Below are 20,471 nucleotides of genomic sequence, written 5' to 3' on the forward strand. Positions count from 1 at the left end.
TTCAAGAACTCCTCTCAGTTCTGAGGATACGGTAATGATTGATGCGACGGAAGTAAAAATCAATCGCCTTAAAAAACAATTAGCGAATGATTCTGGTAAAAAGAAATGCCACGCTATGAAGGCTCAAGCGATTGTCACAAGTCCAGGGAGAATTGTTTCTTTGGAGATCGCTGTGAACTATTGTCATGATATGAAGTTGTTCAAAATGAGTCGCAGAAATATCGGACAAGCTGGTAAAATCTTGGCTGACAGTGGTTATCAAGGGCTCATGAAGATATATCCTCAAGCACAAACTCCACGTAAATCCAGCAAACTCAAGCCGCTAATAGCTGAAGATAAAGCCTGTAACCATGCGCTATCTAAGGAGAGAATCAAGGTTGAGAGTATTTTTGACAAAGTATAGTAGATTGAAACTAGAATAGTACACCTCTACTTCTAAAACATTGTTAGAAATCGATTTGACTGTCTTGATTGATTTGTCCTGTTCTTATTTCATTTCACTATGAAAACGTTTAAAATATTTTCAACAACCTATCGAAATCATCGTAAACGCTTCGGATTACGAATGAATTTGATTGCTGGTATTATCAATCATGAACTAGGATTCTAGTTTTGCAGGAAGTCTATTATTTGGTTAGGTGAATTAGTGAAGCGTTTAGGCAAGTGTCTCTGGTTACGACGTAAAGAAACATAAATCGATCATATTTATGTCCTAAAACTAGTGAAGCGCCTAGCCAAAGTCCGAATAGGATTTGGCGTTAGTTACTTAGATTGCTTTGCAATCAAGTAACTTTGGCGATTTACATCTTCTCTGGCGCTTCTACTCCAAGCAAGCGAAGGGCTTCTTTGAGAACGACTGCGGTTGCGTAGCTGAGGGCTAGACGGCTGTCGCGTTCTGGGCTTTCATCCAAGATACGTGTATGTGCATAGTATTTGTTAAAGGATTGAGCTAGGTTAATTGCAAATTTAGCAATGATAGAAGGTTCAAAGTTATCTGCCGCACGGTTGATAATACGTGGGAAGTCTTGAATGAGTTTAATGATTTCCCAGCTTTCAGTATCATTCAAGCTATAGTTGCCAGCTGTTTCTGGTTTGAAGTCTGCTTTACGTAAGATCGATTGGATACGAGCATAGGCATATTGAACATAAGGACCAGTTTCACCCTCGAAGGATACCATAGCTTCTAGGTCGAAATCGTATCCATTTGTACGGTCGGTCTTGAGGTCATAGAACTTAATGGCTCCTACCCCGACAGCATGGGCTACCTGATCTTTATTTTCAAGTTCAGGATTTTTAGCTTCAATTTGGGCTTTGGCACGACTAATAGCCTCTGCAACAGTGGGCTCTAGCAAGATGACATTCCCTTTACGGGTAGAGAGTTTTTTCCCTTCTTTTGTAACCAAACCAAAAGGAACATGAGTAATGTCGTCACTCCAATCGTAGCCCATCTCTTGCAAGACAGCTTTGAGCTGTTTAAAGTGGGCAGATTGCTCTTGACCAACTACGTAGATAGATTTAGCAAATTGGTATTCGTTTTTACGGTAAAGGGCTGCAGCCAAGTCACGTGTGATATAGAGAGTTGCACCATCAGATTTTTTGATAAGGGCTGGATGTTCAATTCCATATTTCTCAAGATTCACAACTTGGGCACCTTCTGATTCAACAAGAAGGCCTTTTTCAGAAAGAATGTCTACAACTGCATCCATCTTATCGTTGTAGAAGGCTTCTCCGTTATAGCTGTCAAAATCAACCTGCAATTCATTGTAAAGGCGGTTAAATTCCACCAAACTTTCATCACGGAACCATTGCCAGAGAGCGAGGGCTTCCTCATCTCCATTTTCCAGTTTACGGAACCATTCGCGCGCTTCTTCATCCAAGCTAGGGTCATTTTCAGCCTCAGCATTGATGCGGACATAGAGTTTAAGAAGTTCATCAATTGGATGAGCTTTTACAGCTTCTTCGTCGCCCCATTTTTTGTAGGCAACAATCAACATCCCAAACTGTTTACCCCAGTCTCCCAAGTGGTTGACCTTGACTGTTTGATAACCGATTTTTTGGAAAATATGTGACAAGCTATCTCCGATAACAGTTGAGCGTAGGTGGCCAATAGAGAATGGCTTAGCGATATTGGGACTAGACATATCGATAACAACATTTTCTTGTTTGCCAATAGTTTGATCAGCATAGTGTTCTTTTTCAGTGATAACAGCTTGCAATACTTGAGCAGAAATGGCAGATTTATCAAGGAAAAAGTTGACGTAAGGTCCTGTTGCAACAACCTTTTCAAAGGCTTGGCTGTTAATTTTTTCAGCCAGTTCAGCCGCAATCATTTGAGGTGCTTTACGTTCGACTTTTGCAAGAGAAAAAGCAGGGAAAGCAATGTCTCCCATTTCTGAGTTTTTAGGGGTTTCCAGTAAATTTAAAATAGCCTCTTGGTCCAGGCTATCAATGACGCTAGCCAATTCGCTAGCAATCAATTCTTTTGTATTCATTAAGAGCTCCTTTTTGGACTTTTCTACTATTTTATCACAATTTTAAAGAAAGAAGAAAAAATTTTTGAAATCTTCTATTTTTTTGGTATAATATAGTTATAAAAATAGTTATAAATATTCACATAAGAGGATTTTATGAGAAAAAGAGATCGTCATCAGTTAATAAAAAAAATGATTACTGAGGAGAAATTAAGTACACAAAAAGAAATTCAAGATCGGTTGGAGGCACACAATGTTTGTGTGACGCAGACAACCCTGTCTCGTGATTTGCGCGAAATCGGCTTGACCAAGGTCAAGAAAAATGATATGGTGTATTATGTACTAGCAAATGAGACAGAAAAGATTGATTTGGTGGAATTTTTGTCTCATCATTTAGAAGGTGTTGCAAGAGCAGAGTTTACCTTGGTGCTTCATACCAAACTGGGAGAAGCTTCTGTTTTGGCAAATATTGTAGATGCAAACAAGGATGAATGGATTTTAGGAACAGTTGCTGGTGCCAATACCTTATTGGTCATTTGTCGAGACCAGCACGTTGCCAAACTCATGGAAGATCGTTTGCTAGATTTGATGAAAGATAAGTAAGGTCTTGAGAGTTGCTCTCAAGACTTATTTTTGACAAGGAGAGACGGACAATGGCGACAGAAAAGCTATCACCTGGCATGCAACAGTATGTGGAGATTAAAAAGCAATATCCAGATGCGTTTTTGCTCTTTCGGATGGGTGATTTTTATGAATTATTTTATGAGGATGCGGTCAATGCTGCGCAGATTCTGGAAATTTCCTTAACGAGTCGCAACAAGAATGCCGACAATCCGATTCCTATGGCGGGTGTCCCCTATCATTCTGCCCAACAGTATATCGATGTCTTGATTGAGCAGGGTTATAAGGTGGCTATCGCAGAGCAGATGGAAGATCCTAAACAAGCGGTTGGGGTTGTGAAACGAGAAGTTGTTCAGGTTATTACGCCAGGGACAGTGGTCGATAGCAGTAAGCTGGACAGTCAGAATAATTTTTTGGTTGCCATAGACCGCGAAGGCAATCAATTTGGCCTAGCTTATATGGACCTGGTGACGGGTGACTTTTATGTGACAGGTCTTTTGGATTTCACGCTGGTTTGTGGGGAAATCCGTAATCTCAAGGCGCGAGAAGTGGTGTTGGGCTATGACTTGTCTGAGGAAGAAGAACAAATCCTCAGCCGCCAGATGAATCTGGTGCTCTCTTATGAAAAAGAAAACTTTGAAGACCTTCATTTACTGGATTCGCGATTGGCAACGGTGGAGCAAGCGGCATCTAGTAAATTGCTCCAGTATGTTCATCGGACTCAGATGAGGGAATTGAACCACCTCAAGCCTGTTATCCGCTATGAAATCAAAGATTTTTTGCAGATGGATTATGCGACCAAGGCTAGTCTGGATTTGGTTGAGAATGCTCGTTCAGGCAAGAAGCAAGGCAGTCTTTTCTGGCTTTTGGATGAAACCAAAACAGCTATGGGTATGCGGCTCTTGCGTTCTTGGATTCATCGTCCTTTGATTGATAAGGAACGAATCGTCCAACGTCAAGAAGTAGTGCAGGTCTTTCTCGGCCATTTCTTTGAGCGTAGTGATTTGACAGACAGTCTCAAGGGTGTTTATGACATCGAACGTTTGGCTAGTCGGGTTTCTTTTGGTAAAACCAATCCCAAGGATCTCTTGCAGTTGGCGACTACCTTGTCTAGTGTGCCACGGATTCGTGTGATTTTAGAAGGGATGGAGCAACCTGCTCTAGCCTATCTCATCGCACAACTGGATGCAATCCCTGAGTTGGAGAGTTTGATTAGCGCAGCGATTGCTCCTGAAGCTCCTCATGTGATTACAGATGGTGGAATTATCCGGACTGGCTTTGATGAGACTTTAGACAAGTACCGTCGCGTTCTCAGAGAAGGGACTAGCTGGATTGCTGAGATTGAGGCTAAGGAACGCGAAAACTCTGGTATCAGTACGCTCAAGATTGACTATAATAAAAAGGATGGCTACTATTTCCATGTGACCAATTCACAACTGGGAAATGTGCCTGCTCACTTTTTCCGCAAGGCGACGCTGAAAAACTCAGAACGCTTCGGTACCGAGGAATTAGCTCGTATCGAAGGCGACATGTTGGAGGCGCGTGAGAAGTCAGCTAACCTAGAGTACGAAATTTTTATGCGCATTCGTGAAGAGGTCGGCAAGTACATTCAGCGTTTGCAGGCTCTAGCTCAAGGAATTGCGACCGTTGATGTCTTGCAAAGTCTGGCGGTTGTAGCTGAAACCCAGCATTTGATTCGACCTGAATTCGGAGATGATTCGCGAATTGATATCCAGAAAGGGCGCCATGCTGTCGTTGAAAAGGTTATGGGGGCTCAGACCTATATTCCCAATACGATTCAGATGGTAGAAGATACCAGTATTCAACTGATTACAGGACCCAACATGAGCGGGAAGTCAACCTACATGCGTCAGTTAGCCATGACGGCGATAATGGCCCAGTTGGGCTCTTATGTGCCAGCAGAAAGTGCCCATTTACCTATTTTTGATGCTATCTTTACCCGTATCGGAGCAGCCGATGATTTGGTTTCAGGCCAATCAACCTTCATGGTGGAGATGATGGAGGCCAACAATGCCATTTCGCATGCAACAAAGAATTCCTTGATTCTTTTTGATGAGTTAGGTCGTGGAACTGCAACTTATGACGGGATGGCTCTTGCCCAGTCCATCATCGAATACATCCATGAACATATCGGAGCCAAGACCCTCTTTGCGACCCACTACCATGAGTTGACTAGTCTGGAGTCTAGTTTACAACACTTGGTCAATGTCCACGTGGCAACCTTGGAGCAGGATGGGCAGGTCACCTTCCTTCACAAGATTGAACCAGGGCCAGCTGATAAATCCTATGGTATCCATGTTGCCAAGATTGCTGGTTTACCGGCTGATCTTTTAGCGAGAGCGGATAAGATTTTAACGCAACTGGAGAGTCAGGGGCAAGAAAGTCCTGCTCCTATGAAACAAACAAGTACTGTCTCAGAACAAATTTCACTCTTTGATACGACTGAAGAACATCCTATCCTAGCAGAATTAGCTAAACTGGATGTTTACAATATGACACCTATGCAGGCTATGAATGTCTTGGTCGAGTTAAAACAGAAACTATAAAGAGAAAATTACTAGTCATTCTAGCTGTATCAAGGAGACTTCTTTGACAATCCCCCACTTTTTTGCTAGAATAACATCACACAAACAGAATGAGAAGGAGCTGACACATTGTCGCTCCCTTTTGTCTATTTTTTAAGGAGAAAGTATGCTGATTCAGAAAATAAAAACCTACAAGTGGCAGGCCTTGACTTCGCTTCTGATGACAGGCTTGATGGTTGCTAGTTCACTTCTGCAACCGCGTTATCTGCAGGAAGTCTTAGACGCCCTCCTTGCTGGAAAATATGAAGCTATTTATAGTATCGGGGCTTGGTTGATTGGTGTGGCCGTAGTCGGTCTGGTTGCTGGTGGTCTCAATGTTGTCCTTGCAGCCTATATTGCCCAAGGAGTTTCATCTGACCTTCGGGAGGATGCCTTCCGTAAAATCCAAACCTTTTCTTATGCTAATATTGAACAATTTAATGCGGGAAATCTAGTCGTTCGCATGACAAATGACATCAACCAGATTCAGAACGTGGTCATGATGACCTTCCAGATTCTTTTCAGACTTCCCCTCTTGTTCATCGGTTCCTTTATCCTGGCGGTTCAAACCCTACCTTCTCTGTGGTGGGTAATTGTTCTCATGGTAATCTTAATTTTTGGCTTGACTGCCGTCATGATGGGAATGATGGGGCCTCGTTTTGCCAAGTTTCAAACCCTTCTTGAACGCATCAATGCCATTGCCAAGGAAAATCTGCGTGGCGTTCGTGTGGTCAAGTCCTTTGTCCAAGAAAAAGAGCAGTTTGCTAAGTTTACGGAAGTTTCAGACGAGCTTCTCGGTCAAAATCTTTACATCGGTTATGCTTTTTCAGTAGTGGAACCTTTCATGATGTTGGTCGGTTATGGGGCGGTATTCCTCTCTATTTGGCTAGTTGCAGGGATGGTTCAGTCGGATCCATCAGTTGTTGGCTCTATTGCTTCCTTTGTTAATTACCTGAGCCAGATTATCTTTACCATTGTTATGGTTGGATTTTTAGGGAATTCTGTCAGCCGTGCCATGATTTCTATGCGTCGTATTCGAGAAATTCTTGACGCAGAGCCAGCTATGACCTTCAAGGATGTGCCAGATGAAGAGTTGGTCGGAAGTCTTAGCTTTGAAAATGTAACCTTTACCTATCCAATGGATAAGGAACCGATGCTGAAAGATGTGAGCTTTACTATTGAATCTGGTCAAATGGTTGGTGTCGTTGGAGCGACTGGTGCAGGGAAGTCAACCTTGGCTCAATTGATTCCACGTCTCTTTGATCCGCAAGAAGGCTCTATTAAAATCGGTGGCAAGGATATTCGAGAAGTGAGTGAAGGAACCCTGCGTAAAACAGTGTCTATCGTTCTCCAACGTGCCATTCTCTTCAGTGGAACGATTGCAGATAACTTGAGACAGGGTAAGGGAGATGCTACTCTATTTGAAATGGAGCGTGCAGCCACTATTGCCCAAGCCAGTGAATTCATTCATCGTATGGAGAAAACCTTTGAAAGTCCAGTTGAGGAACGAGGAACCAACTTCTCAGGTGGACAAAAACAAAGGATGTCGATTGCGCGTGGGATTGTCAGCAATCCACGTATTCTGATTTTTGACGATTCGACCTCGGCCTTGGATGCTAAGTCAGAGCGCCTGGTTCAAGAAGCCTTGAATAAGGACTTGAAGGGAACAACAACCATTATCATCGCGCAAAAGATTAGCTCGGTTGTCCATGCAGATAAAATCTTGGTTCTAAATCAAGGACGATTGATTGGTCAAGGTACGCATGCAGACTTGGTTGCCAACAATGCTGTTTACCGTGAAATCTACGAAACACAGAAAGGAAAGGAGGAGTAAAATGAAGACAGTTCAATTTTTTTGGAATTATTTTAAAGTTTATAAGCTATCATTTGTAGTTGTTATCCTGATGATTGTTCTGGCGACTCTTGCTCAAGCCCTATTTCCGGTCTTTTCTGGACAAGCAGTGACGCAACTAGTTAATTTAGTCCAAGCTTATCAAGATGGCAATCCAGAACTTGTTTGGCAAAGCCTATCAGGAATCATGGTCAATCTTGGTCTGCTGGTTTTGGTTTTATTTATTTCTAGTGTCATATACATGTGTCTCATGACGCGCGTGATTGCAGAATCGACCAACGAGATGCGCAAAGGTCTCTTTGGTAAGCTTGCTCAGTTGACGGTTTCTTTCTTTGACCGTCGACAAGATGGCGATATCCTGTCTCATTTTACCAGTGATTTGGATAATATCCTCCAAGCCTTTAACGAAAGCTTGATTCAGGTCATGAGCAATATTGTTTTATACATTGGTCTGATTCTTGTCATGTTTTCGAGAAATGTGACGCTGGCTCTTATCACCATTGCCAGCACCCCATTGGCTTTCCTTATGCTGATTTTCATCGTGAAAATGGCACGCAAATACACCAATCTCCAGCAGAAAGAGGTAGGGAAGCTCAACGCCTATATGGATGAGAGTATCTCAGGCCAAAAAGCCGTGATTGTGCAAGGAATTCAAGAGGATATGATGGCAGGATTTCTTGAACAAAATGAGCGCGTACGCAAGGCAACCTTTAAAGGAAGGATGTTCTCAGGAATTCTGTTCCCTGTCATGAATGGGATGAGTCTGGTTAATACAGCCGTCGTTATCTTTGCTGGTTCGGCCGTTCTATTAAACGATAAGACTATTGAAACAAGTACAGCCCTAGGTTTGATTGTGATGTTTGCCCAATTTTCACAGCAGTACTACCAGCCTATTATTCAAGTTGCAGCTAGTTGGGGAAGTCTTCAGTTGGCCTTTACAGGGGCTGAACGGATACAGGAAATGTTTGATGCAGAGGAAGAAATCCGACCTGAAAAGGCTCCAATCTTCACTCAGTTGCAAGAAGGTGTTGAAATCAGTCATATCGATTTTTCATACTTGCCTGATAAACCTATTTTGAAAGATGTCAACATTTCTGCCCCTAAAGGCCAGATGACTGCAGTTGTTGGGCCAACGGGTTCAGGGAAAACCACTATTATGAACCTTATCAATCGCTTTTATGATGTTGATGCTGGCGGTATTTATTTTGATGATAAAGACATTCGTGACTATGATTTAGATAGTCTTAGAAGTAAAGTGGGAATTGTCTTGCAAGATTCCGTTCTTTTTAGCGGAACCATTCGAGACAATATCCGTTTCGGTGTGCCAGATGCCAGTCAGGAAATGGTTGAGTCAGCAGCTAAAGCAAGCCACATTCACGACTATATCGAAAGTTTGCCTGATAAGTACGATACTCTTATTGATGATGAGCAGAGTATCTTCTCGACAGGGCAGAAGCAATTGATTTCCATTGCTCGAACCCTGATGACAGATCCAGAAGTTCTCATTCTCGATGAAGGCACTTCAAACGTAGATACGGTGACAGAAAGCAAGATTCAGCATGCCATGGAGGCAGTTGTAGCAGGCAAAACCAGTTTCGTTATTGCCCACCGCTTGAAAACTATTCTCAATGCTGATCAGATTATTGTCCTTAAAGATGGAGAGGTCATTGAACGTGGTAACCACCATGAACTCTTGAAACTAGGTGGATTCTACTCAGAACTCTATCACAATCAATTTGTTTTTGAATAAGAAAGAAGTTGTCCTATGGGGCAGCTTTTTCTTGTCCATAAAAAATTTTTATCACAGTCTTAAAAAAAACATATTAGACGAAAGACGCTTTGAGTGATATGATAGGACTATCGTTATACTCAATGAAAATCAAAGAGTAAACTAGGAAGCTAGCCGTAGGTTGCTCAAAGCACTGCTTTGAGGTTGTAGATAGAACTGACGAAGTCAGTAACATATATACGGTAAGGCGATGCTGACGTGGTTTGAAGAGATTTTCGAAGAGTATTAATATTCGAAAGGAGAGACATCATGCCTAGAACCGTTGTAGGAGTTGCTGCAAATCTATGTCCCGTAGACACAGAAGGCAAAAACATTCATTCATCTGTATCTTGTAGATTCGCAGAGAGCATTCGTCAAGTCGGTGGTCTCCCTCTAGTCATTCCTGTTGGTGATGAGTCAGTTGTACGCGATTATGTAGAAATGATTGACAAATTGATTTTGACAGGAGGCCAAAATGTTCATCCTCAGTTTTATGGAGAGAAAAAGACCATCGAGAGCGATGATTATAATCTGGTCCGTGATGAATTTGAATTGGCACTCTTGAAAGAAGCACTCCGTCAGAATAAACCAATTATGGCAATCTGTCGCGGTGTTCAACTTGTCAATGTTGCCTTTGGTGGAACCCTCAATCAAGAAATCGAAGGTCACTGGCAAGGACTACCTTTCGGAACATCTCACTCTATTGAGACAGTGGAAGGAAGCGTGGTTGCCAAGCTATTTGGAAAAGAAAGTCAGGTCAATTCCGTCCATCGTCAGAGTATCAAAGAATTGGCATCTAATTTCCGTGTAACTGCTATTGATCCGAGAGATCAAACCATTGAAGCGATTGAATCTATCGACGAACACCGCATTATCGGTTTGCAGTGGCATCCAGAGTTTCTGGTTAATGAAGAAGATGGTAATTTAGAATTATTTGAGTATTTATTGAATGAACTGTAACGACTGGAACATCTAGTCGTTCTTTCTTTTATTTTTTCAAAATTTTTGGAATGTGACATTTTTACGCAAACGTTTGAATTCTGATAAAAATTGGAGAAATTCGACAAAAAAGCTTGAAAAAAACGAAGGTAAGCGTTATGATAGAAAAGAAGAAATATTGGAGGAATAACATGTCACATATTAAATTTGATTATTCAAAAGTTTTAGACAAATTTGTTGCACCACATGAAGTGGAATACATGCAATCACAAGTAACAGCAGCAGATGAATTGATTCGTAAAGGAACTGGTGCTGGTAGCGACTTTTTGGGATGGTTGGACCTTCCTGAAAACTACGACCGCGAAGAATTTGACCGTATCTTGAAAGCTGCTGAGCAAATCAAATCAGACAGCGATGTTTTAGTTGTGATCGGTATCGGTGGATCTTACCTTGGTGCCAAAGCAGCAATCGACTTCTTGAACCACCACTTTGCAAACTTGCAAACAAAAGAAGAACGCAAGGCTCCACAAATCCTTTACGCAGGAAACTCAATCTCATCTACTTACCTTGCTGACTTGGTAGAGTACGTAGCTGACAAAGACTTCTCAGTAAACGTGATTTCTAAATCAGGTACAACAACTGAACCAGCGATTGCTTTCCGTGTCTTCAAAGAACTCTTGGTTAAGAAATACGGTCAAGAAGAAGCCAACAAACGTATTTACGCAACAACTGACCGCCAAAAAGGTGCTGTTAAGGTTGAAGCAGACGCTAACGGTTGGGAAACATTTGTTGTTCCAGATGATATCGGTGGACGCTTCTCAGTATTGACAGCCGTTGGTTTGCTTCCAATCGCAGCATCAGGAGCTGACATCAAAGCCCTTATGGAAGGTGCGAATGCAGCTCGCAAAGACTACACTTCAGATAAAATCTCTGAAAACGAAGCTTACCAATACGCAGCAGTTCGTAACATCCTTTACCGTAAAGGCTATGCAACTGAGATCTTGGTAAACTACGAGCCATCACTTCAATACTTCTCAGAGTGGTGGAAACAATTGGCTGGTGAGTCAGAAGGAAAAGATCAAAAAGGTATCTACCCAACTTCAGCTAATTTCTCAACTGACTTGCACTCATTGGGTCAATTTATCCAAGAAGGAACTCGTATCCTCTTTGAAACAGTTATCCGTGTAGATAAACCTCGCAAAAATGTGCTGATTCCTGAATTGGCAGAAGACTTGGACGGTCTTGGTTACCTTCAAGGAAAAGACGTTGACTTTGTAAACAAAAAAGCGACAGATGGGGTGCTGTTAGCACACACTGATGGTGGAGTTCCAAATATGTTTGTGACACTGCCTGAGCAAGATGAGTTCACTTTGGGCTACACTATCTACTTCTTTGAATTGGCTATTGCTCTTTCTGGCTACCTGAATGGTATCAATCCATTTGACCAGCCAGGTGTTGAAGCCTATAAGAAAAATATGTTTGCCCTTCTTGGGAAACCTGGATTTGAAGAGCTCGGTGCAGAACTGAATGCACGTCTTTGATTCTCATATATGTTGAGCTAATTCAGAATAAAAAAGATCCACAAGTTCATTTCTTGTGGATTTTTAGTACAAGCCTTTTAATTAGTTTATCATTTTTTTGAACAGTGTAAAAAAGAGTGTCTTAATTCTTTTATGAAAGCGCTGTATAATTGCCTTGTAAATAAAACTTGAGAGGTATCAAAATGAATGATTGGTTAAATATAAAAGGCAAAACAGTTCTTGTGACGGGTGCGTCATCTGGGATCGGTAAGGCAATCGTTGAAGAATTGCTGGAATTAGGTGTCAATGTAGCGAATTTTGACCTTAGCGACAACGATTTGCGTCACCCGAATCTATTATTTGTAAAAGTTGATGTAACTTCTCGCTCTGAAGTAGAAGTAGGAGTCGCTAAAATAGTTGAAAGATTTGGCAATATTGATGCGGTGGTCAACAATGCGGGGATTAATGTCCCTAGATTATTAATTGATGCAGAAAATCCTAAAGGTCCTTACGAGTTAGACGATGAAACGTTTGAAAAAGTAACAATGATTAACCAAAAAGGTCTGTATTTGGTTAGCCAGGCAGTAGGCCGGATTCTGGTTCAAAATAGAAAAGGTGTAATTGTAAACATGGCTTCAGAAGCAGGCTTGGAAGGTTCTGAAGGACAAAGTGCCTATGCTGCCACGAAAGCAGCAGTCTATAGTTACACTCGTTCATGGGCGAAAGAGCTTGGTAAACATGGTGTACGTGTGGTTGGAATTGCTCCAGGAATTATGGAAGCTACGGGTCTTCGAACTCTTTCTTACGAGGAAGCTCTTGCTTATACCCGTGGAAAGACGGTAGAAGATATTCGAGCTGGTTATGCTTCAACTTCAACGACTCCATTGGGACGGAGTGGGAAACTACGGGAAGTAGCTGATCTTGTAGCGTTCTATATTTCAGACCGTTCTAGCTATATAACAGGTGTCACTACAAATATTGCCGGAGGTAAAACTCGCGGTTAAAAAAATGAAGGTGAGGAAGAGAGTTGACCTTAGTAAATCGATGGTATAACATTTTAGAAAAAATGGTCTCACAGCCAACTTATTTCTTGGTAGATATGCGCTCGGAGCTGGATATTAGTATGCAAACCTTGCAAAAGAGTATCCAACAATTAAATGATGTTTTGGCTCCTAATATCCAGATTATCTCACAAGATGATCAATTAATGTTAGAAGTGTATGACTATACAGAGTTGGAAAAGATTTTATCTGGTAGTTTAAAACAGGAGAGTGACTTCAATTCTTCCAGTAAAAGAATCGCCTATTTGCTAAAACGTTTAATTGAGTCAACCTCCCCTCTTCTTATTGACGATTTGGCTGAGGAAGTAGGTGTTAGTAGAAGTACCCTTAACAAGGATTTAAAACAAGTAAAATCTTTGGCAGAGAGTTACTCTATCACTATTTCAGGAAAGCCCAATCGTGGGCTGGAGGTCTTGGGGAGCGAGCTGAATTTGCGCTTGCTCTATATTCACCAAGTGGCTCCTTACTTTGAAGGAAGGACACTCACTGAGGCAACATCTTCTTTTCTGGAGACGCTAGTCCAGGATTATAAAATCCCTAAAGAAACACAGGAGCTCCTTCGAAAGACCCTTTCAATTATGGTGGATCGTATTCATACATCTAGGGTGTTGAATTGTCCTATTCCCTACTATAGGAATGATTTAACAGAGACACATTTGGCTGAGAAATTAATCTATCATATTGAGGTGACTTATAAGATTTCCCTCAGTCAGTTTGAGATAGACTTTTTGTGTTTTCCGTTTAATGTCCGTTTTATTGACACTTTAAGCAAGCCGTCTTATCAATCTGAACAGCTTGCATACATTTTTCAAGGGATTGTCAAGAAAGTCAAAGAAACTATGTTGGTTCACTTTGATGATGAAGAATTATTTGAAGAAATCAAGTCTCATTTAGGGTCCTTAATCAATCGGCTGATTTTCCATGTGCAAGCTAATGATATATTTCATGGCGAGGTTCAAACTCAATATCCTTTTGCTTTTGAAATGGCGAAAATTGCTGGAGAAGAACTATCTACAATTTTTGGTTCTGAATTGGAATTATCTGAAATCGGATATCTGGCTTTGTATTTTGAAATGATTTTAAGAAAACAAAATTCTGCTGTTAAGGGTTCTCGCAAGCAGATAGCTGTGGTTTGCACAACAGGAAGAGGAACTGCTGCGATGATTATCCAGCAACTCAGACGAGTCATTGGAAATGATGTAGACATTACTCAGTATTCTGAAGAGGATTTTAATGTGGAATTGAATCAGGACTATTTCGCGATTTTTACGACAGTTCCTCTAAAATATAAAGATTCTAAATCTCCAGTCATTCAAGTTAATCATCTTTTTGATGATCAATGGCTGCAGGAAGAATGGCAGAAAGCCAATGCTTTTCATCAAAAAAATCTAGAAACAGTCAGCTTACGTTTTATTCGATTAAGCCCCCAAAAAACCTATCAGCAATACTTGCTAAATATGTCTGCGGAGTTAGAGAAACTTCAGATGATTGATGAAGGTTTTAGAAATCGGATAATTGATAGGGAGAAAAAGCAATCAACCATTTTTGGTGGAGGAATTGCGTTCCCCCATACAATTAACCAGGGTTATGCAAAGACTATTTTAATGTTCGGAAAACTAGAAGAGCCTTATCAAAAAGGAGATGAATGGATTGAATTTATCTTTCTAGTCGCCATACCCTCAGAAATTGAAAGAAAAATGGAAAGTGAATTGCTGGAATTGTATGACGACATTTTTCGAATTGCAGGAGAGCCTTCTCTAAAAGAAGCATTGAGGGCTGTAGAAACAGAGACAGAGTTTCTATCATTTTCTAAGAGCAAAGGAGTATTTTAATGAATTCGATAATAATTTTCGCTGTATTTGTCATGGCAGCTTATATATTTCAAATGTTCCTCGGCTGGCAGCAACTGAAAGACTTCAATAAGACCTATACGATGCTCCGGAAACTGGGGCGCGTAGCGATTGGCAGGAAATCCGGAAGAATCAAATCCGGTACGATTGTCATGTTCGCGGTTGATGAAAACGGTCGGGTTCTTAAAGCTAGCAAAATGCAAGGAGTCACAATCTTAGCGCGTTTTCAAAATATGGACGATTATGTTGGAGAAGACATCCATTATTTTGACAAGTATAATCCTCTTGTGAGAAAAGAAAATAAGTTGATGCAATCAGCTATAGAAGATGCTAGAAAAGTCTATCTTTGGCATGAGGCAGGTATTGAGAAAGAGACAAGTTCTTCTGATTCTTTTCTGGGATTCGGCTTTTATGCGGCTTACTTACAATTATCTATTAAACAGTTATTTAAAAAAAAATAAGAAAAGGAGTTACTTATGAATTATATTACAGAATTTGCAGAGAGTTTTATGAAACTCTTCCAATTAGGTGGAGAAACCTTTATTAGCTGGATGACAAATATTGTACCTCTTGTCTTGATGCTATTGATTGCAATGAATACCCTTATCGCTTTCTTGGGAGAAGAGAAGGTCAATTCCCTAGCTAAGATTTCTGCCAAAAATCCTGTTAGCCGGTATATGATTTTACCTTTCATTTCAGCCTTTATGCTGGGGAATCCGATGGCGATTAGTATGGGACGTTTCTTACCAGAATATTATAAACCTAGTTTTGTAGCAGCTCAGATGCAGTTCTGCCATACTTCAAATGGTGTATTCCCGCATATCAATCCTGGGGAGTTGTTTGTATGGGTGGGAATTGCAACAGGAATTCAAAATTTAGGTTTAAGTCAAACGGACTTAGCCATTCGTTACATGCTTGTTGGGATTGTCATGAACTTTGTAGGCGGTTGGGTAACCGATTTTACAACTGCTTATGTAGCAAAACAGCAAGGTGTTACCTTGAGTAAAACATTTGATTGATAGAAAGAGTGAAATTATGTCATATAAGAGTATAAAAGTTGTTAAAGGAAATGGTGGTTTCGGGGGCCCTTTGGTCATTACACCTAGTGAGGCTAAGCATAAATTCATCTATATCACTGGTGGCGGAGAAAAGCCAGATATTGTAGATAAAATTGCTGATTTGACCGGTATGGAAGCTGTTAACGGGTTTAAAACTTCTATCCCAGATGAGGAAATTGCTTTAGCAATCGTAGATTGCGGCGGTACTCTTCGCTGCGGTATTTATCCTAAAAAGGGGATCCCTACAATCAATATTGTCGCTACAGGGAAAAGTGGCCCTCTAGCTCAATATATCACCGAGGAAATCTATGTGTCAGCAGTTGGCCTTAATCAAATTTCTGCTGCTAATGAAGACGAAAAAGCGACAACTGTGGTAACTGAAAAGCCAACTTACGATACTAGTAAAAAAATTACAGAGCAAAAAGCTGAAACAAGTATTGTAGCACGAATTGGGATGGGCGCTGGGAAGGTCGTTGCGACTTTCAACCAGGCTGCTCGTGAAGCCATTCAGACAATGCTCAATACAATCATTCCTTTCATGGCCTTTGTTTCCTTGCTGATTGGGGTTATTCAAGGTTCAGGTGTTGGAAATTGGCTGGCAAAATTAATGGTTCCCCTGGCGGGGAACATCTGGGGGCTCATTTTGATTGGCTTTATCTGTTCCTTGCCATTCCTATCTCCTTTGTTAGGCCCCGGAGCTGTTATCAGTCAGATTATCGGAACCTTAATTGGAGTCGAAATCGGAAAAGGAAATATTCCACCCCAAATGGCTCTACCAGCTATATTTGCTATCAACACCCAAAACGGTTGTGATTTCATCCCTGTAGCACTCGGTCTATCTGAAGCCAAAGCTGAAACAGTTGAGGTTGGTGTTCCTTCTGTACTTTATTCACGCTTTCTCAATGGTGTTCCGCGGGTGCTAGTAGCTTGGATAGCTAGTATTGGCCTTTATCAGTAGAACTTTGATAGATGCACGTAAACACAGCAACTATTATGTTAAACTTATCTATAAGCATAAGTTTATGACAGATTTGAGAAAGGATGAATAGGAATTAGATGAAGAAAATTTTTGAAGCTAAAGTAATTCAAGTGGGGCTTGAAGCTCAGAATATGATTCAAGACGCTAATATGCTCATTTTATTTGGAGAAGAAGCTCCGGAAGATTTAGCAGAGTATTGTTTTAAAATCGATAACAAAAATCTTCTAGGTGCAATACTAGAAGGTGGAAAGCTGGTCGTAGATAGTCAGGAATATTCGATTACTGCCGTAGGAAATGTAGTAGAAAAAAATTTAACTGGACTGGGGCATATCACGATTTCTTTTGATGGTTCAAAAGAGGGGAGCCTTCCTGGTACACTCCATGTCGCAGCAGACCAAGCAGTAGTACTTGAGAAAGGTTCTACCATTCAGATTTTCGAAGCTGCCTAAGTAAGATAAAATATCTAATTAAGAATACTAGAAAAATAAGAGTCTAAAAACTTGAATCAGAGCCTGGGCAAAAAGTCCAGGCTTTTGAGTCTAAATTTAAAAAAACAGATAACTTAGTGGTTGATTGGCATCTTCCTTCGCTTTGTAAGTCCCAAAGATTGCCTGATCAACTGTGCGGGGGGAGGTGGAAGACGAACTTTTTAACTTGTTTGAAGTTCTTTCCCACTCTCTTTTTTGATAGGAAAAATAATTTATATTATAATATTGTGAAATTTGTCATTGTTTTTCAATGTTTTCGCAATATGACAAATCAACAAAATTTATAAGGAGAAAAGCATGCCAGAATAAGACGGTCAAGGTCAAGCGCAAAGGGCTTGGCAAGTCAATCAAACTAGCCAGCCAGTGCAAGGGAATTTCCAGCAGATGCATCTACAAGGGGTGCCTGAACAGAAGGAAAAGACCAAAAAGGTATCTACCCAACTTCAGCTAACTTCTCAACTGACTTGCACTCATTGGGTCAATTTATCCAAGAAGGAACTCGCATCATGTTTGAAACAGTTGTCCGTGTTGACAAACCTCGTAAGAACGTGATTATCCCTAGCTTGGAAGAAGACCTTGACGGACTTGGTTACCTTCAAGGAAAAGACGTTGACTTTGTAAACAAAAAAGCGACTGACGGTGTTCTTCTTGCCCACACAGATGGTGATGTACCAAACATGTACGTGACTCTTCCAGAGCAAGATGCCTTCACTCTTGGTTACACTATCTACTTCTTCGAATTGGCAATTGCCCTTTCAGGTTACTTGAATGCTATCAACCCATTTGACCAACCAGGTGTTGAAGCTTACAAACGTAACATGTTTGCCCTTCTTGGAAAACCAGGATTTGAAGAATTAAGCAAAGAACTTAACGCACGTCTATAATAGAAGAAAAGAGTGGTTTGCCCACTCTTTTTACTCTCTTTATCCATAGAAATTGGACTCAGCCAAGACTTGTGATATAATATAGAGAGCAAAAAGGCAGATGCCTAGAGACTTTATAGGAGAAACTATGTCAAAAGATATCCGCGTACGTTACGCACCAAGTCCAACAGGACTACTACACATCGGGAATGCCCGTACAGCATTGTTCAACTACCTTTACGCACGCCATCATGGTGGAACATTTATCATTCGTATCGAAGATACTGACCGTAAACGTCATGTCGAGGATGGAGAACGTTCACAGCTTGAAAACCTTCGCTGGTTAGGTATGGATTGGGATGAAAGCCCAGAAACACATGAAAATTACCGCCAGTCTGAGCGTTTGGACTTGTATCAAAAATACATCGACCAACTGTTAGCTGAAGGAAAAGCCTACAAATCTTACGTCACAGAAGAAGAGTTGGCAGCTGAACGCGAACGCCAAGAAGCAGCTGGCGAAACACCACGCTACATCAATGAATACCTTGGTATGAGTGAAGAAGAAAAAGCAGCTTACATCGCAGAACGTGAAGCAGCAGGGATCATCCCAACTGTTCGTTTGGCTGTCAATGAGTCAGGTATCTACAAGTGGCATGATATGGTCAAAGGTGATATCGAATTTGAAGGTGGCAATATCGGTGGTGACTGGGTTATCCAAAAGAAAGACGGTTACCCAACATACAACTTTGCCGTTGTCATCGATGACCATGATATGCAAATTTCTCACGTAATCCGTGGAGACGACCACATTGCTAATACACCAAAACAGCTCATGGTTTATGAAGCGCTTGGTTGGGAAGCTCCAGAGTTCGGTCACATGACCTTAATCATCAACTCTGAGACTGGTAAGAAGTTATCTAAACGTGATACTAATACACTTCAATTTATCGAAGATTACCGAAAGAAAGGCTACCTTCCAGAAGCAGTTTTTAACTTTATTGCTCTTCTTGGTTGGAACCCAGGTGGCGAAGATGAGATTTTCTCTCGTGAAGAATTGATTAAACTTTTCGATGAAAACCGCCTCAGCAAGTCTCCAGCAGCCTTTGACCAGAAAAAACTAGACTGGATGAGCAATGATTATATCAAGAATGCAGACCTAGAAACTATCTTTGAAATGGCAAAACCATTCCTAGAAGAAGCAGGTCGATTGACTGACAAGGCTGAAAAATTAGTTGAGCTCTATAAACCACAAATGAAATCAGTAGATGAGATTATCCCATTGACAGACCTCTTCTTCTCAGACTTCCCAGAATTAACTGAGGCTGAGAAAGAAGTCATGGCAGGTGAAACAGTCCCAACAGTTCTTGAAGCCTTCAAAGCAAAACTCGAAGTGATGACAGATGATGAATTCGTGACAGAGAATATCTTTCCACAAATTAAAGCAGTCCAAAAGGAAACAGGTATTAAAGGGAAAAATCTTTTCATGCCTATTCGTATCGCAGTTTCAGGTGAAATGCATGGACCAGAATTACCAGATACAATTTTCTTGCTTGGACGTGAAAAATCAATCCAGCATATCGAAAATATGTTAAAGGAAATCTCTAAGTAAGAAGGGGACAATAATGGACATCTGGGAAAAGATGTACGAAGAAGCACAGAAACTATACAATCCACATGAAGTATCAGACTTTGTTTATGCCAATCATGTTGTAGCTGCAGTAGAAGCAGAAGATGGACAAATATTTACAGGTTTCTGTATGGAGGGAACCTGTGGTGTTTTCCATCTCTGTGCAGAACGGGCGGCCCTCTTCAATATGTACCAATTTTCAGGACAAACTAAGGTTAAAAAAGTATTAGCCTTTCGAGATAAACCACCTTATGGTGGAAGTTCAGGAATGCCCTGTGGAGCTTGCAGAGAATTTCTCTTGGAGTTGAACGCTGAAAATAAAGATGCAGAAGTCATGATGGACTATGATACAAGAAAAACAGTTAAAGTCGCAGAACTAATGCCCTATTGGTGGGGAGAAGAACGTGCTTCTAAGTTTAATAATCAATAGAAGAGTCAGTATAATTCTGGCTCTTTTTACTATAATTTGAAAAACTGTACTTGAAAAAATGAAAAAAGTTTAAAAAAGTAGAAAATCTAATTGCTACTGCTATTTCCGGTGGTGTGGCAGGCATTGGTAATTTGGTAAAGAAAAAAGGATTGGCAGTTGCTAAAGCTACTTTAAGTAGGGTAGCTAAAAAAGCTGCTATTCGTTTAGGCATTTATAGCAATCGGTTAGCTGAACTTCTTGAACGTATATTTGATTATATTAACATTTTCTACAATGTAGGTTATGCGGTAGCTCAATGGGTTGATGCTAGGGATGTATATCCAAATAATGGACGGATTAATTTCTGGGCTTAAATCTAT

Annotated in this window: 16 protein-coding genes and 3 pseudogenes; 18 read left to right on the top strand and 1 reads right to left on the bottom strand. The window is 40.8% G+C overall.

The window, feature by feature from the left end; genetic code table 11:
• Positions 1–400 (top strand): annotated as a pseudogene (locus HT709_RS05260) (transposase); the annotation flags it as partial.
• Positions 401–502: 102 nt separating this feature from the next.
• Positions 503–610: pseudogene (locus tag HT709_RS05265) on the top strand (IS5/IS1182 family transposase); the annotation flags it as partial.
• Positions 611–800: 190 nt separating this feature from the next.
• Here the strand turns inward: HT709_RS05265 and argS are convergent.
• On the bottom strand, positions 801–2,492 hold the full coding sequence (gene argS / locus HT709_RS05270) for an arginine--tRNA ligase (RefSeq protein ID WP_172925573.1): 1,692 nt from the start codon (positions 2,490–2,492) through the stop codon (positions 801–803).
• Positions 2,493–2,627: 135 nt separating this feature from the next.
• On the opposite strand from argS, the gene argR reads away from it, so the two are divergent.
• The 16 genes and pseudogenes from argR (at position 2,628) to HT709_RS05350 (ending at position 20,465) form a co-directional block, all read left to right on the top strand.
• Complete coding sequence (gene argR, locus HT709_RS05275) at positions 2,628–3,074, top strand: arginine repressor (protein WP_023939905.1); 447 nt, start codon at positions 2,628–2,630, stop codon at positions 3,072–3,074.
• A 50-nt stretch (positions 3,075–3,124) separates the two neighbouring features.
• On the top strand, positions 3,125–5,659 hold the full coding sequence (mutS, locus tag HT709_RS05280; protein WP_172925574.1) for a DNA mismatch repair protein MutS: 2,535 nt from the start codon (positions 3,125–3,127) through the stop codon (positions 5,657–5,659).
• Between the two features lie 145 nt (positions 5,660–5,804).
• On the top strand, positions 5,805–7,511 hold the full coding sequence (gene patA / locus HT709_RS05285; protein ID WP_172925575.1) for a multidrug efflux ABC transporter subunit PatA: 1,707 nt from the start codon (positions 5,805–5,807) through the stop codon (positions 7,509–7,511).
• Position 7,512: 1 nt separating this feature from the next.
• Positions 7,513–9,279, top strand: coding sequence for a multidrug efflux ABC transporter subunit PatB (gene patB / locus HT709_RS05290; RefSeq protein WP_054393129.1), 1,767 nt, complete (start codon positions 7,513–7,515; stop codon positions 9,277–9,279).
• 288 nt (positions 9,280–9,567) lie between these two features.
• Positions 9,568–10,257 (top strand): gamma-glutamyl-gamma-aminobutyrate hydrolase family protein, encoded by a 690-nt coding sequence (locus tag HT709_RS05295; protein ID WP_023934053.1) that lies wholly within the window; start codon positions 9,568–9,570, stop codon positions 10,255–10,257.
• A gap of 170 nt (positions 10,258–10,427) precedes the next feature.
• Entirely contained in the window at positions 10,428–11,777 is a 1,350-nt protein-coding gene (locus HT709_RS05300; RefSeq protein WP_172925576.1) for a glucose-6-phosphate isomerase, read from the top strand.
• Positions 11,778–11,959: 182 nt separating this feature from the next.
• Positions 11,960–12,760: an SDR family oxidoreductase gene (locus tag HT709_RS05305; RefSeq protein WP_023934055.1), complete on the top strand. Its 801-nt coding sequence runs from the start codon at positions 11,960–11,962 to the stop codon at positions 12,758–12,760.
• 62 nt (positions 12,761–12,822) lie between these two features.
• A complete protein-coding gene (locus HT709_RS05310) occupies positions 12,823–14,649 on the top strand; it encodes a PTS sugar transporter subunit IIA (protein WP_080673552.1) in 1,827 nt (608 codons plus the stop codon).
• On the top strand, positions 14,649–15,128 hold the full coding sequence (locus HT709_RS05315; RefSeq protein WP_023934056.1) for a transcriptional regulator GutM: 480 nt from the start codon (positions 14,649–14,651) through the stop codon (positions 15,126–15,128). The genes HT709_RS05310 and HT709_RS05315 overlap by 1 nt, the downstream gene beginning before the upstream one ends.
• Before the next feature lie 15 nt (positions 15,129–15,143).
• Positions 15,144–15,686 carry a PTS glucitol/sorbitol transporter subunit IIC gene (locus tag HT709_RS05320; protein WP_023934057.1) on the top strand — a complete coding sequence of 181 codons (543 nt, stop codon included), beginning with the start codon at positions 15,144–15,146 and terminating at the stop codon, positions 15,684–15,686.
• 16 nt (positions 15,687–15,702) lie between these two features.
• Entirely contained in the window at positions 15,703–16,683 is a 981-nt protein-coding gene (locus HT709_RS05325; protein WP_020992831.1) for a PTS glucitol/sorbitol transporter subunit IIB, read from the top strand.
• Between the two features lie 98 nt (positions 16,684–16,781).
• The gene (locus tag HT709_RS05330) at positions 16,782–17,153 is read left to right on the top strand and encodes a PTS glucitol/sorbitol transporter subunit IIA (RefSeq protein WP_023935311.1); all 372 of its coding nucleotides are present in this window, start codon (positions 16,782–16,784) and stop codon (positions 17,151–17,153) included.
• A gap of 446 nt (positions 17,154–17,599) precedes the next feature.
• Positions 17,600–18,076, top strand: a pseudogene (gene pgi / locus HT709_RS05335) (glucose-6-phosphate isomerase); the annotation flags it as partial.
• Positions 18,077–18,203: 127 nt separating this feature from the next.
• Positions 18,204–19,664, top strand: a complete 1,461-nt coding sequence (gltX, locus tag HT709_RS05340; RefSeq protein ID WP_172925577.1) for a glutamate--tRNA ligase — start codon at positions 18,204–18,206, stop codon at positions 19,662–19,664.
• A gap of 13 nt (positions 19,665–19,677) precedes the next feature.
• The gene (locus tag HT709_RS05345; protein ID WP_119946796.1) at positions 19,678–20,112 is read left to right on the top strand and encodes a cytidine deaminase; all 435 of its coding nucleotides are present in this window, start codon (positions 19,678–19,680) and stop codon (positions 20,110–20,112) included.
• A gap of 113 nt (positions 20,113–20,225) precedes the next feature.
• Positions 20,226–20,465, top strand: coding sequence for a hypothetical protein (locus tag HT709_RS05350; protein ID WP_000907298.1), 240 nt, complete (start codon positions 20,226–20,228; stop codon positions 20,463–20,465).
• Positions 20,466–20,471 lie beyond the last annotated feature (6 nt).

Source organism: Streptococcus sp. 1343 (genome assembly GCF_013277355.1).
Classification (GTDB): Bacteria; Bacillota; Bacilli; order Lactobacillales; family Streptococcaceae; genus Streptococcus; species Streptococcus pseudopneumoniae.